Source organism: Microbacterium sp., assembly GCF_047606685.1.
Taxonomy (GTDB): Bacteria; Actinomycetota; Actinomycetes; order Actinomycetales; family Microbacteriaceae; genus Microbacterium.
This window is the reverse complement of record NZ_JASGEC010000026.1, coordinates 1-13,633: the sequence shown is the minus strand read 5'-3', so window position 1 is coordinate 13,633 and position 13,633 is coordinate 1. Positions and strand designations below refer to the sequence as shown.

Sequence of the window (13,633 nt, the reverse complement as noted above, 5' to 3'; positions counted from 1 at the left end):
ATTCTAGGGAGTCACGTCGAGATCTGTCTTCACCCGCGCCGCGAGTGTTCGCATGGCGGGCGCCATAAGATGAGCACGGTTTCCCCCCGACCACGAGAGGCAGACAATGACGTCATCAGCAGTCGCCCTTCCCAAGAAGATCGCTGTTCTCGGCCCCATCCCGCGCGATCACGTGACCACCCACCGCGGCGACGTGCTCGAGAAGTACGGGTGCGCGCTGTACACCGCGATCGCGCTGTCGGCACTCGTCGGCCCGGACGGCGTGGTCGTGCCGATCGTGAACACGGGCGAGCAAGACATCGACGCGATCCGCGACATCCTCGGCGCCTACGACAACATCGACCTCACTGGCATCCGCGCCGTCGGCGACCGCTCCACCGTGATCGACCTGCACTTCGTCGACCAGAACAACCGCCTCGAGCGGCAGACCGGGTTCATGACGCCGATCACGCCGGAAGACGTCGAGTTCGCACTCGACGCGGAGGCGTTCGTGTGCGTGCCGGTCACCGACTACGAGGTGACGCTCTCCACTCTCGAGTACATCCGCGAGAACAGCGACGGCATCATCCTGCTCGACGGGCACGGCCCCACCACCGCGCTGTCGATCGGCGGCGAGCGCGTGCGGCGGCTGTGGCTCGACATCGACGAGTGGCTGCCCACCATCGACGTGCTCAAGATGAACCTCGAGGAGGCCGGTTGCAGCGCACTGCCCGGCCCCGGCGACGACCGGAAGCCCGGCGACCCCATCCCCGTGGCGCAGATCAAAGACTTCGCGGCGTACGCGCTCGAGCGCGGCGTCAAGGCGGTGAGCGTCACGCTGGACGAGAGTGGATGCGTCGCCTACACGCTCGACGAATCGGGCGAGGTGGTCGAGCACGAGGTCGGGCGAGTGCCGGTCGAGCATGTCGTGGACACGACGGGATGCGGCGACTCGTTCGCCGCCGGAATGGGGTTCGGATTCCTCCTCGACGGCGACATCGTCACCGCCTGCCGGTACGGCAACGCGATGGGGGCCCAGCGCGCCGCGGCGACCGCGCTCGATGGTTACCTGTCGTACGAAGACACGACGCGGCAGCTGGTCGCGGCGTACGGCAGCGCCCGCGGGGAGGCATGAGATGGACTTGAGCACTCTCGACGACGAGTGGACGATCCGCCAGAGCGGGTTCGACCGCGACAAGGCGAACGCGTCCGAGACGCTGTTCACGGTCGGCAACGGCCGGATGGCGGCGCGCGGCACGCTCGAGGAGGGCCACCGCGGCGCGGTGTCAGGCTCGTACATCGCCGGCGTGTACGACGGCCACGACTCGATCGTCGTGGACATGGTGAACGTGCCCGACTGGATCGACACCGCCGTCTACGCGAACGGCACGCGGTTGGATGTCGACACGTGCACCGTCGTCTCGCACGACCGGGCGCTCGACATCGCCGGCGGAGTGCTGTGGCGCTCGACGGTGTTCGAGGATGCCGACGGCCGCCGCACGCGGCTGGACAGCCTGCGCACGGCGTCGATGGCCGACCGCGACATCGCCGTCGTGCGCGTCGAGGCGACGCCGCTGAACTATTCCGGCGAGCTCGAGGTGGTCACCGGCATCGACGGCGACCGCTTCAACATGGAGGCGCTGCCCGTCTACCCGAAGGGGCGCACCTTCACGACCGAGCAGAAGTGGGCGAAGTGGGCGCGCAGCCGCCACCTCGCCACGCAGTCGACCGGTGGCGCCGATGGCACGCTGACGCTGGCGACGCGGACGCTCGGCTCGGGCATCGACCTCGCGTTCGCCACGGTGGCCGAGGTCTCCCCCGCCCCGAGCCGCGCCGAGGTGGTGCGCTCGGCCGACGCGGTGCGCCAGCGCACTGTGTCGAGCGTGGCCGAGGGCGAGACCGTGCGGCTGGACAAGATCGTGGCGGTGCGCACCAGCCGCGATGTCGACGCCGTCGACGGCGAGGACCTCGTCGCGCGCGCGTCCGCGGCGGCGCGCGCGGCGGCGGGCAGCGGCGTCGACACGATCCTGGCCGCGAGCGCCGAGGCGTGGCAGCGCCTGTGGGACTCGACCGACGCGGAGGTCGTCGGCGACGACAAGCTCGCCCTGGCGGTGCGCTCGAGCATCTACCACCTGCTCATCACCGCGAACCCGGACGACCCGACGGTGAACATCGGCGCGAAGTCGATGAGCGGCGAGGGTTACCGCGGGCACGTGTTCTGGGACACCGAGGTCGTGATGCTGCCGTTCTACGTGCTGACCCAGCCGGCCACGGCGCGCGCGCTGCTCGGCTACCGGCACCACACGCTGGAGGGCTCGAAGCGCTACGCGGCCGCGGGCGGCTACGAGGGGGCGCGCGTCGCGTGGGAGTCGGCGCTCACCGGCGACGAGGAGTGCCCGAAGTGGTCGGCGGATGGCGAGATCCGCATCTGGACCGGCGACGAGGAGGTGCACATCTCGTCGGATGTGGCCTACGGCATCCGTCGCTATCTCGACGCCACCGAAGACCGCGAGTTCCTGTGGGAGGCCGGCGCCGAGCTGCTGTTCGAGACCAGCCGGTTCTGGACGAGCTACGGCCAGACCGACGACGACGGCAGCGTGCACTACCGCCAGGTGATGGGGCCCGACGAGTTCCACTTCCACGTCGACGACAACGCGTTCACGAACGTGATCGTGGCGTGGCACCTGCGCTACGCCGCCGACACGTTCGAGGAAATGGCCGCCGAGGACGCGGCCCGCTTCGCGGCGCTGGCCGGTCGGCTCGGGCTCGCCGCCGACACGCCCGCGCAGTGGCGCGAATACGCCGACCGCATCGTGCAGCCAGTGAAGAACGACGACGGCGTCATCGAGCAGTTCGCCGGCTACTTCGACCGCGACGACGTGCCGATCACGCAGTGGGACGAGAACCTCATGCCGATCTGGCCGGAGGGCTACGACGACGTCAAGGCCGACGAGACGCAGATGCTCAAGCAGCCCGACGTCGTGCAGCTCATGCTGATGTTCCCCGACGAGTTCGACAAAGAGTCGCGGCTGGTCAACTACGACTACTACGAGCCGCGCACGATGCACAAGAGCTCGCTGAGCCCGTCGGTGCACGCCACGATGGGGCTCACCGTCGGCGACCACACGCGCGCGCTGCAGTACTTCACGCGCTCGGCGCTCGTCGACATCGCCGACAACCAGGGCAACACGTGCGACGGCATGCACATCGCGTCGGCCGCGGGCACGTGGTCGGTCCTGGTCAACGGGTTCGGCGGGCTCGAGGTGCGCGGCACCGACCTGTTCATCGACCCGTGGGTGCCACCGGAGTGGGATGCGCTGCGCTATCGCTTCCACTGGCGCGACCTCGCGCTGCGCGTGCACGTCGACCACTCGGAGGTGCGCGTGGAGACGCTCGGCCCCGACGGCGCGACGCTGCCGATCACGATCGCCGGCAACGAGGTCGTGCTCGCCGCGGGCGAGACGACGGTGGTTCCGCTGGGCTAGTCTCCCAGCGAAGCGAGGCTTAGGACAGGAAGCCGCGCAGCAGCGCCTCGGAGCCGGCCAGGTGCTCGAGGACCTGCTCCTCGGCCTCGGCGGGCCTGCCCGCGAGGATTGCCACGACGATGCGCTCGTGCTGCGCGTTGGAGTGCTCGATGTTCCTCGGCAGCAGCGGGAAGGTGTCGAGGTACTCGTTGATCTTCGCCCTGTTCTCCGCGACCAACGCGATGAGCGAGGGGATGCCCGCCGCCTCCGCGATCGACAGATGCAGGCGGGTGTCATAGCGACGGTAGTCTTCTGAGGCCGCGGTGGTCGCTGACTCGTGCCGCGACCACAGCTCTGCCCGCGCCTCCGCGTCGAACGAGCGCCCGGCGGCCGCGCGAGCGGCCCCGGCTTCCAGCACCCTGCGCATCCCCAGCACCTCGTCCAGGTCTCCGGCAGGCGGCGTCCGAGGCCGAGGCAGCGGGTCGGCGACGAACGTGCCGCCGTACCGGCCGCGGCGCGGTGCCAGGTAACCGATGCCGACCAGTTCGCGAATGGCCTCGCGCACCGTGTCCCGGCTCACGCCGAACGACGCGGCCAACTCCCGCTCGGGCGGCAGCGATTCCCCCGGCGCCACCACGCCGAGCCGCACGGTCTGCATCAGCCGCGCCACGGTCTCCTCCAGCGCGTTGCCCCCGCGCAGCGGACGGTAGACGACACCGGGAACGGCGGAGGGGTCGGCCATGGCTAGAGGGGGGTGACGTACGCGTTCGTGATGCCGCCGTCGACGACGAAGGCGGTCGCGGTGATGAACGAGGCGTCGTCCGAGGCGAGGAAGGCCACCGCCGCGGCGAGCTCCTCCGGCTCCGCGAAACGGCCCATCGGCACGTGCACGAGCCGGCGTTGCGCGCGCTCCGGATCCTTTGCGAACAGTTCCTGCAGCAGCGGAGTGTTCACCGGCCCTGGGCACAGGGCGTTCACCCGCACGCCCTGGCGGGCGAACTGCACGCCCAGCTCCCTCGTCAACGCGAGCACCCCGCCCTTGGACGCGGTGTAGCTGATCTGCGACGTGGCAGAGCCCAGCAGCGCGACGAAGGATGCCGTGTTGATGATCGATCCGCGCCCCGCGGGCGCCATGTGCCGCAGGGCGGCGCGCGAGCAGAGGTACACGCTTTTCAGGTTGACGTCCTGCACCCGCTGCCAGGCGGGCAGCTCCGTCGTCTCGATCGAGTCGTCGTCGGCCGGGGAGATCCCGGCGTTGTTGAAGGCGATGTCGAGGCGCCCGAAGTCGGCGGCCACCCCGTCGAACAGCGCGTCCACCTGCTCCTGGTCGGCGACGTCGACGAGCCGGAAGGCGCCCGCCACCTCGGACGCTGCCGCCTCCCCGGCGACGGCGTCGATGTCCGCGATCACGACGAATGCCCCCTCGGCGGCGAATCGGCGGGCGGTGGCGAGGCCAATGCCGCCGGACCCTCCGGTGACGATGGCGACCCTGTCCCCGAGCCTCCGGGTGAGATCGACGCTCATGCTTGCTCCTTCCGTGCGCTCACGGCGCGTCCGTGGCGTAGAAGACGTTCTTCGTCTCGGTGAAGTGCTCCGCGGCGTCGGGGCCCAGCTCGCGCCCGAGCCCGGAGGCCTTCATTCCGCCGAACGGCGTGCTGTACCGCACCGAGGAGTGCGAGTTCACCGAGAGCACCCCGCTGCGCACACCTCGTGAGACGCGCACCGCTCGTCCCAGGTTCTCGGTCCACACCGACCCGGCCAGCCCGTAGACGGTGTCGTTGGCGAGCCGGATCGCGTCGTCCTCGGCGTCGAAGGGCAGCACGGCCACCACCGGGCCGAACACCTCCTCCCGCGCGATGCGGTCGCCCGGCCCGGCGAGCACGACCGCGGGGGCGAACCAGAACCCGTCGCCCGAGGGCGCCGTGCCGCGGAAGGCGATGCGCGCGCCGTCGAGGAACCCGGCCACGCTCTCGCGGTGCGACGCCGAGATGAGCGGCCCCATCTCGGTGCTCTCGTCGCGGGGGTCGCCGACCCGCCACGATGCCACCGCCGGCTCCAGGAGCTCGAGGAATCGGTCGTACACCCCGCGCTGCACCAGGAGGCGGCTGCGGGCGCAGCAGTCCTGCCCGGCGTTGTCGAACACCGACGCGGGCACCGCCGCGGCCGCGCGCTCCAGGTCGGCGTCGGCGAAGACGATGTTCGCGCTCTTTCCGCCCAGCTCCAGCGTGACCGGCTTCAAGCCCCGCGCGCAGCCCGCGGCGACCTCGGTGCCCACCTCGGTGGATCCGGTGAACACGACCTTGCGGACATCGGGATGCGTGACAAAGCGCTGCCCCACGAGCGACCCCGAGCCGGTGATCACCTGCAGCAGCCCCTCGGGCAGCCCCGCCTCGACGGCCAGCTCGCCCAACCGCAGCGCGGTGAGGGGCGTGAGCTCGGCGGGTTTGAGCACCACGGCGTTGCCCGCCGCGAGCGCGGGGGCGAATGCCCACGACGCAATGGTCATCGGGAAGTTCCACGGCACGATGACGCCGACGACGCCGTACGGCTCGTGATACGTGACGTCGAGGCCGCCGGCCACCGGGATCTGCTGCCCGATCAGGCGCTCCGGCGCCCCCGCGTAGTAGTTCAGCACGTGCGCGACGTGCGCGGCCTCCCCCCGCGCCGAGCCGATCGGGTGCCCGGAGTTCGCCACCTCCAGGGCGGCAAGCTCTTCGGCGGCCGACTCGACGACGCGGGCGAAGGAGCGGAGCGCCTCCGCCCTGGCCGCCGGCGCGAGGCGAGCCCAGCCGCGCTGGGCCGACACGGCGCGGGCGACCGCCTCATCGACGTCTGCCTCTCTCGCGCGGGGAATCTCGCGGATCGGCGCCGCCGTTGCGGGGTTGACGATCGTGAAGGAACCGCTCATGCTCTTGCTCCTGCTCCCGCGCCCGCGAACTCCCTCGCCTGCGCGACGAGCCCGGCGAACAGGCGGCGGTCCGAGGCGTTCTGCTCGGGATGCCACTGCACGCCGAGCAGCGGCGACCCCTCGGCATCCTCGAACGCCTGGACGAGCCCGTCGTCCGCGCGGGCCGTCGCGACGAGCCCGGCGCCGAGGCGGTCGATGCCCTGGTGGTGGTAGCTGCGCACGCCGTACTCCCCCGCCCCGACCAGTTCGGCGAGCCGGGTGCCGTCGTCGATGTGGACGAGATTCTCGGCGAACACACCGCCTCCGATCCGGTAGCGCTCCGTGCCGAGCGCCTCGGGCAAGTGCTGGTGGAGCGTGCCGCCGCGCGCGACGTTCACCAGTTGCAGGCCGCGGCAGATGGCGAGAACGGGCATGCGGCGGCGCTCCGCCCCGCGGAACAGGGCGAGTTCCCACTCGTCGCGGTCCGGCCGGGCGGGGTCCGTCGCGGGGTGGCGGTCGGCACCGTAGAGCTCGGGCTGCACATCGATGCCCCCGGTGAGAATCAGCCCGTCAAGCCGTTCCAGCACAGCATCGGCGGTGGCGGCCGGCTGCGGGGGGAGCAGGATGGCGACGCCGCCCGAGGCTGTGACGGCGTCGAAGTACTGCTGCGGCAGGAAGGCGGCGCGCACGTCCCACACGCCCTGCTTCGCGCGCTCCAGGTAGGTGGTGAGCCCGATCACGGGAGCCGGCATCCCGTTCGCGTGCCCTGAGCTTTCAGAGTCGTTCGAAGCCACGGACGCGCTCCCAGTCGGTCACCGCGGCATCGAAGGCCTCCACCTCGATGCGGGCCTGGTTGAGGTAGTGGTCGACCACCTCGTCGCCGAAGGCGGCGCGCGCCACCGGCGACTCGTCGAACCGGCGGGCGGCGTCCCGCAGAGTGGTCGGCAGATGCGACACGTCGGCCGCGTAGGCGTTGCCGGGCAGCGGATCGGGCAGCGGCAGCTCGTTCTCGATCCCGTGCAGCCCGCCCGCGATGATCGCGGAGATTCCCAGATAGGGGTTGACGTCGCCTCCGGGGACGCGAGTCTCGACGCGCAGCGAGGGGCCGTGGCCGATCACCCGCAGAGCGCACGTGCGGTTGTCCAGGCCCCAGGCGACCCCGGTGGGCGCGAAGGAGCCCTTCGCGAACCGCTTGTAGGAATTGATGTTCGGCGCGAACAGCAGCGTGAAGTCGGGCAGAGTGGCGAGGATGCCCGCGATCCAGTGCTCCATCACCGGGCTGAACCCGTGCGCTCCCCCGCCCGCCATCACCGGCGCCCCCGCCGCGTCGCGCAGCGAGAGGTGGATGTGGCAGCTGTTCCCCTCGCGCTGGTCGTACTTCGCCATGAACGTGAGCGACTTGCCCTGCTGCTCGGCGATCGCTTTCGCCCCGCTCTTGTAGATCACGTGCTGGTCCGCGGTCTCGCGCGCCTCCGCGTAACGGAAGGCGATCTCCTGCTGTCCGAGGTTGCATTCGCCCTTCACGCCCTCGTTGTACATCCCCGCGCCGTCCATGGCGAGGCGGATGGCGCGCAGGAGCGGCTCCAGCCGGCTCGACGCGAGCAGGTCGTAGTCGACGTTGTAGTCGGTCGCCGGTGTCATGTCGCGGTACCCGCGCGCCCAGGCTTCCCGGTAGGTGTCGTCGAAGACGATGAACTCCAACTCGGTGCCGGCGAATGCCGTCCAGCCCCGCTCCGCGAGGCGCTCGCGCTGCCTGTCCAGGATCGCGCGGGGCGACTGCGCGACGGGCGTCCCGTCCAGCCAGGTGAGGTCCGCCATCACGAGCGCCGAGCCCTCCAGCCATGGCACGCGCCGCAGGGTCGCCGGGTCGCAGCGCAGCACCATGTCGCCGTACCCGGTCTCCCAGCTCGACATCGCGTAGCCGTCGACGGTGTTCATGTCCACATCGACAGAGAGGAGGTAGTTGCACGCCTCCGCGCCATGCGCGAGCACATCCTCCTGGAACAGCCGCGCGGAGACGCGCTTGCCGACGAGGCGCCCCTGCGCGTCGCCGAAGGCGACCAGCACCGTGTCGATCTCACCGGACGCGATGCACGCGTCCAGTTCCGCAACATCGAGGTTTCCCGCCATCGTCCGCTCCATCCGCGTGGCCGCTGTCGCGACGCGTCCTCGTCGATGGAGTCCGTCGCTCGAGCACCACCTTAGGGCCAACTCGGACCCAAAGGTAGACAGAAGCGACCAATAGGGCCACAATCGGGCTCACGACGTCTCATGAATACTCAACGGAGGACTGATGTCTCAACCGACCAGTGACGCACGCAAGGTCGGTGGCGCGACCTATACGCGCGCCGGCCAGGAGTACTTCGAGAAACGCACCCTGAAGCGCAGCGCGGGGATCTGGGGGCTGTGGGGACTGGCGGTCGGCGCCGTCATCTCCGGCGACTTCTCCGGGTGGAACTTCGGCATAGCCTTCGCGGGCTTCGGTGGGATGCTGATCGCCTTCGCCATTCTCGTCGTCATGTACTACGGCATGATCTTCTCCATCGGGGAGATGGCCGCGGCGATGCCGCACACCGGAGGGGCGTACTCCTTCGCGCGGTCCGCGATGGGACCATGGGGCGGCCTGATCACCGGCGCCGCCGAGACGATCGAGTACGTCGCGACGACCGCGGTGATCGTCTTCTTCTCCGCGTCCTACGTCGACGCGATCACCAGTGAGCTGCTCGGTCTCTCCCTGCCCGGATGGGTCTGGTACCTCATCCTCTACCTGCTGTTCATCGGCCTGAACTCTGCAGGAGCGTCGATCTCCTTCCGCTTCGCGATCGTGGTCTCGGTGATCTCGATCGGCATCATCGTCGTGTTCTCGGCGATGGCGGTCTTCTCCGGGGCGTTCTCCTGGGACGCCCTGTGGGACATGGCGCCGGACGCGGGGCAGAGCGCCTTCCTGCCGCACGGCGTGCTGCCGATCCTGTTCGCGCTGCCGTTCGCGATGTGGTTCTTCCTTGGCATCGAGGAGCTGCCGCTGGCCGCCGAGGAGGCGCACGACCCGGTGCGCGACATCCCTCGCGCCGGGTTCTGGGCGCGGGGGACGCTGATCGTCACCGGTCTTCTCGTCCTCTTCTTGAACACCGGGATTCTCGGCGCCGAGGCGACCGGTGTGGCCGCCGAGCCGCTGCTGGACGGGTTCCGCGCGATCGTCGGCGACCAGCTCGCCGCCGTGCTCGCGCTGTTCGCGCTGGTGGGCCTGCTCGCCTCGCTGCAGGGCATCATGTTCGCCTACGGCCGCAACATGTACTCGCTCTCCCGCGCCGGGTACTACCCGCGCTTTCTCTCGCTCACCGGCAAGCGCCAGACGCCGTGGGTCGCTCTTGTCGTCGGCGCGGCGATCGGCTTCGTCGCGCTGGTCGTGCTCGACCTGCTCGCGGCGGTCGACGAGAAGGGCGCCGGTGCGGTGGCTGGCGCGATCGTGCTGAACATCGCAGTGTGGGGGGCGGTGCTGGCGTACTTCCTGCAGATGGTCGCGTTCCTCATCCTGCGCCGGAAGTACCCCGACGTGTCCCGGCCGTACCGCAGCCCGTGGGGCGTCACGGGAGCCGTGCTGGCGGCGGTCATCGCCGCGCTCATCTTCGTCGGGTTCCTGCTGAACCCGACCTTCGGGCCGGCGATCGTCGCCATCGTCGTCGTCTACGTCGTCATCCTCGTGGGCTTCGCGGCGTTCTTCCGGCACCGCCTCGTGCTCTCCCCGGAGGAGGAGTACGCGATCTCGGCCGGTGAGCACGGCGACCCGCAGACCGAGGGCTATGACGCGATGGAGGGAGAGGTCTTCGGCAGCGGGAGGTCCTAAGGCTGCCCCCGAGGCGGCGGCGGGCTCCTCCAGGGGATTCATCAGCGGATCACAGCGTTCTGCGCTGGGGCGTCGCTAGCTTCGGGAGGTGACCACTCTCACGGTCGACTCACCAGCTCCGCCGGCCGCGCCGCCGCTCAGCGCCCCCGCGCGCCCGGAGCGCCGCCCCGCCCTGTGGCCGATCGGCCTCGTCGTCGTGGGAATAAGCGCCGGGCTGCTGACCACCTGGTCGGTGTGGACGGGCTCCCGCTCCGACTACTACGCGTCGATCGCGTTGTCGATGAGCCAGAACTGGTCGAATTTCCTGTTTGGAGCCGTGGACCCCGCGGGCACCGTCACGCTCGACAAGATCCCGGGCTCGTACTGGATCCCCGCGCTGTTCGTGAAGGCCTTCGGCTTCTCGACCTGGGCGGTCGTGTTGCCGAACGCACTGGCGGCGGTCGGGGCGTCGCTCATCGTCGCCTTCACCGCGAAGCGGCTCCTGGGCCCGGCCGCCGGGCTGCTCGCCGGCGCGATTGTGGCGACTACGCCGATCCTGGTCGCCGTCGCGCGGTCGAACCAGCCCGAGACGTTCTTCGTGCTCGGCCTCTCCGCGGTCGCGTGGGCCTCGGCCAAGGCGCTCACCCGGAAAAGCGCCGGCTGGCTCGTTGTCGCGGGACTGTTCATCGCGCTCTCGTTCCAGACCTACATGCTCGAGGCGTGGGCCGTCTGGCCCGCGCTCGCCGCGGCGTGGCTGTGCACGTCCCAGCCGTGGCTTCGCAAGCTCTGGACCGGCGCGCTTGCCGGCGCGGTGAGCCTTGCGGCATCCCTCTGGTGGATCGCTCTGGTCTCGCTCATCCCCGCAAGCGCCCGTCCTTACATCGGCAGCACGCTGGGCAACAACGCGTGGGAGATGGTGTTCGGCTACAACGGGCTTGGCCGATTCGGCGACGCCACCGCCGACACCGACGCGTACCTGTCGTTCACTCCGCGGTACTCCGGCGACGCCGGCGTGTTCCGGCTGTTCAACGAGCAGCTCGCGGGCCAGATCGCGTGGATGCTCCCCGCGGCAGCGCTCTCAGTCGTGCTGCTGTGGGTGTTGCGCGCGCCGCGCCAGATGACGGTGTTGCTGACGGTGTGGCTTGCCACGTTCGCCGCGATGTTCTCGGCGGTCGCGGGAATGCACCAGTTCTACACGGCGGCCCTCGCGATCCCCATGGCGCTGTCGATCGGGCTCGCGTTCGCTGTGGCCCGCCGCCGCGGCAAGCGGTGGCCGCAGCTCGCGATCCTCGGCGTCGCGGCGGCCACCGCGCTGTTCGTCGGCTTCTCGTACGGCGGATACTCCGTGCCCGTGTCGCTGGCCCAAGCCGCCGTCGCCGTCTGCGCCGCCTGCGCGATCGTGTGGGACAAGCGGATGCCGCACGCCGCGCGCCGGTGGACCGCGGCGCTCGCCGGGATCGGGATGCTGCTGACCCCGATCGCCTGGTCGGCCGTCACGATCGCACACCCGTCGGCGATCAACCCCGTCGCCGGGGGCGTCGTCGACGTCGTCTCGAACGGGCGGGGCAGCGCTCCCAGCGGTCAGAACGGCGGCTCCTCCGCGAGCGGGCACCGCGCCGCCCCCGGCAACGGCGCGTCTGGCGACAGGGCGGCGCGCGGCGACGACGGGGGCGGGCGCGGTGACGGAGCTGGACGCGGCGACGGAGGCACGCGTCGCGACGGAGGCACCCGCCGCGACGGGGGCCAGCGCAGCACCGGCGACGGCGCGCGGGCGCAGGGCCGCCAGGGCGCGAACGGCGGGAACACCGCGCTGATCGCGTATCTCGAGGAGCATCAGGATGGGGCCAGCTACCTCGCGGCGACGTTCGGCGCGCAATCGGCGGCCGGCCTCATCATCGCCTCCGACGGTGGATCGTTCCTGCCGATCGGCGGCTTCAACGGCCGCGACGCCGTGCCGACACTCGATCGTTTCCAACAACTCGTCGCCGACGGAGAGCTGCGCTATGTGATCACAAGCAGCAGCGGCGGCGGACGCGGCGGCGGCGACACCGGGACATCCACCGAGATCCGGTCCTGGGTCGAGGACAACTGCACCCAGCCCGCGGACGCGCCCACCTCGTCACTCTACGAGTGCACCGGTTAGACGTCGGGAGCCCCGTGCGGGCTTGCTGGCCCGCTCGAAGCACGGACGCGCCGGAGCGGCGGCGCGCTGCTCCCCCGTACGATGAAGCCCATGACGCAGCGCGACGAGTCGGGGCGCCAGCATCCCGGCCCTCAGCCGTTGACGAAGAGCGAGCGCGCCGACCGCCTCAAGGAGAGCATCTACCTGATCTTCGCCGCGCTTGCCGTCACCCTCGCGCTGCGCGGGCACGGGGACGTGGAGGCGGGTGACGCGCTCGTGACCCTGGCGGTCACGCTCGCGGGCACCGTGCTCGCCGTGTTCACCGCCGACGTCATCGCGCACGTCGTGGTCCACGGCGAGCTGATGAGCCGCGGCGAACTCGTCCACGCCATGCGCACCAGCTTCGGCGCGCTGCCTGCCGTGGCGCTCCCGTTCGTTCTCCTCGGCGTGTCGGCGCTCACCCGCTGGGACGTGAACGCGGCGCTGCTCGCCTCCGCCGTCGCACTCGCGTTCGCGCTCGTCGCGCTCGCGTGGGTCGCGGTGCGCCGCGTCACGCTGCGCTGGTGGGAGCGACTGGTCGTGCTCGGCATAGAGACCGCGCTGGCCATGGCGGTCATCGCGCTGCAGCTGCTCGCGCACGCGTGAGGGATCGTCTCAGCGCGCCATCGAGATCTCCGGCCGCGCTCATGGACCGGGAGCGATTCGAGCACTGGTGCGAAGCCTGCGGTGCGACCGCGATGCCGGCGTCCGAGGAGGGCTTCTAGGCAGGCTGGGACTTCCCGCCTCGGATGGGCGCCTGGGGCGTGGTGTCGCCGCGCACCTGCGGCAACTGCACCATCAATCGCACACTCTGGTGGGCGCTCAGCGTCGAGAAGAAGGACATCGATAGCTGCACCCCGCATCAGCGGCAGGTGCTGGCGCGGATCCTCAACGAGGTGCCCGACGACGCGCTCGGCGTCCGATATCTCATCGACACTCGGGGCAGAGCCCGGCGACAATCGTGTCGGCATCGGCGACGAGCTGCTCACAACGCATGCATCGCGGGCCGCGAAAGTTCACCGTGGGCTCCGGGTGCAGGCTCTGATCTGGGTCCGTCTCGTAGAGATCAGCGTGCGCGGAGAACAGCCGCGGATGGTTCTTCGCGACCGCGGCATGAAATCGCGCAGCGGTCGTCGGCGGGTTCACCTGCCTCTCGACGAAGAGATCGAGCACCGTGGCGTAAGCGTCTCGGGTGAGACGCTCCGCGAGAAACAGATCGGGGTTGACCGCCGAGATCCCGACGCCGTCGAGATCTCGTTGCCCGTAGTCGTCGACATCCTCCGTGACGAGGAATCGTGCACCCGCAGCGACGGCATCGG

General features: G+C 70.4%; 11 protein-coding genes. 5 read left to right on the top strand and 6 right to left on the bottom strand.

Features of this window, described 5'->3' with window-relative positions; translation table 11 throughout:
- Positions 1–106: 106 nt before the first annotated feature.
- A complete protein-coding gene (locus QM611_RS03040; protein WP_415078428.1) occupies positions 107–1,114 on the top strand; it encodes a carbohydrate kinase family protein in 1,008 nt (335 codons plus the stop codon).
- Between the two features lies 1 nt (position 1,115).
- Positions 1,116–3,464 carry a glycoside hydrolase family 65 protein gene (locus QM611_RS03035; RefSeq protein WP_415078427.1) on the top strand — a complete coding sequence of 783 codons (2,349 nt, stop codon included), beginning with the start codon at positions 1,116–1,118 and terminating at the stop codon, positions 3,462–3,464.
- A gap of 19 nt (positions 3,465–3,483) precedes the next feature.
- Here QM611_RS03035 and QM611_RS03030 read toward each other — a convergent pair whose 3' ends face one another.
- The 5 genes from QM611_RS03030 to QM611_RS03010 are packed head-to-tail and all read right to left on the bottom strand — an operon-like array spanning position 3,484 to position 8,460.
- Positions 3,484–4,185, bottom strand: coding sequence for a FadR/GntR family transcriptional regulator (locus QM611_RS03030; RefSeq protein WP_415078426.1), 702 nt, complete (start codon positions 4,183–4,185; stop codon positions 3,484–3,486).
- 2 nt (positions 4,186–4,187) lie between these two features.
- Positions 4,188–4,967: a 3-oxoacyl-ACP reductase gene (locus tag QM611_RS03025; RefSeq protein WP_415078425.1), complete on the bottom strand. Its 780-nt coding sequence runs from the start codon at positions 4,965–4,967 to the stop codon at positions 4,188–4,190.
- Between the two features lie 19 nt (positions 4,968–4,986).
- Positions 4,987–6,351: an aldehyde dehydrogenase family protein gene (locus tag QM611_RS03020; protein ID WP_415078424.1), complete on the bottom strand. Its 1,365-nt coding sequence runs from the start codon at positions 6,349–6,351 to the stop codon at positions 4,987–4,989.
- Positions 6,348–7,124, bottom strand: coding sequence for a gamma-glutamyl-gamma-aminobutyrate hydrolase family protein (locus QM611_RS03015; RefSeq protein ID WP_415078423.1), 777 nt, complete (start codon positions 7,122–7,124; stop codon positions 6,348–6,350). Before QM611_RS03015 ends, QM611_RS03020 begins: the two co-directional genes overlap by 4 nt.
- Positions 7,105–8,460, bottom strand: coding sequence for a glutamine synthetase family protein (locus tag QM611_RS03010; protein WP_415078422.1), 1,356 nt, complete (start codon positions 8,458–8,460; stop codon positions 7,105–7,107). The genes QM611_RS03015 and QM611_RS03010 overlap by 20 nt, the downstream gene beginning before the upstream one ends.
- Positions 8,461–8,623: 163 nt before the next feature.
- On the opposite strand from QM611_RS03010, the gene QM611_RS03005 reads away from it, so the two are divergent.
- The 3 genes from QM611_RS03005 (at position 8,624) to QM611_RS02995 (ending at position 12,920) form a co-directional block, all read left to right on the top strand.
- On the top strand, positions 8,624–10,174 hold the full coding sequence (locus QM611_RS03005) for an amino acid permease (RefSeq protein WP_415078421.1): 1,551 nt from the start codon (positions 8,624–8,626) through the stop codon (positions 10,172–10,174).
- An 88-nt stretch (positions 10,175–10,262) separates the two neighbouring features.
- Positions 10,263–12,296: an ArnT family glycosyltransferase gene (locus QM611_RS03000; protein ID WP_415078420.1), complete on the top strand. Its 2,034-nt coding sequence runs from the start codon at positions 10,263–10,265 to the stop codon at positions 12,294–12,296.
- Between the two features lie 90 nt (positions 12,297–12,386).
- On the top strand, positions 12,387–12,920 hold the full coding sequence (locus QM611_RS02995; protein WP_415078419.1) for a hypothetical protein: 534 nt from the start codon (positions 12,387–12,389) through the stop codon (positions 12,918–12,920).
- Between the two features lie 321 nt (positions 12,921–13,241).
- On the opposite strand, the gene QM611_RS02990 is transcribed toward QM611_RS02995, so the two are convergent.
- The coding region (locus QM611_RS02990; RefSeq protein ID WP_415078418.1) for a hypothetical protein at positions 13,242–13,633 on the bottom strand (392 nt) is incomplete at its 5' end.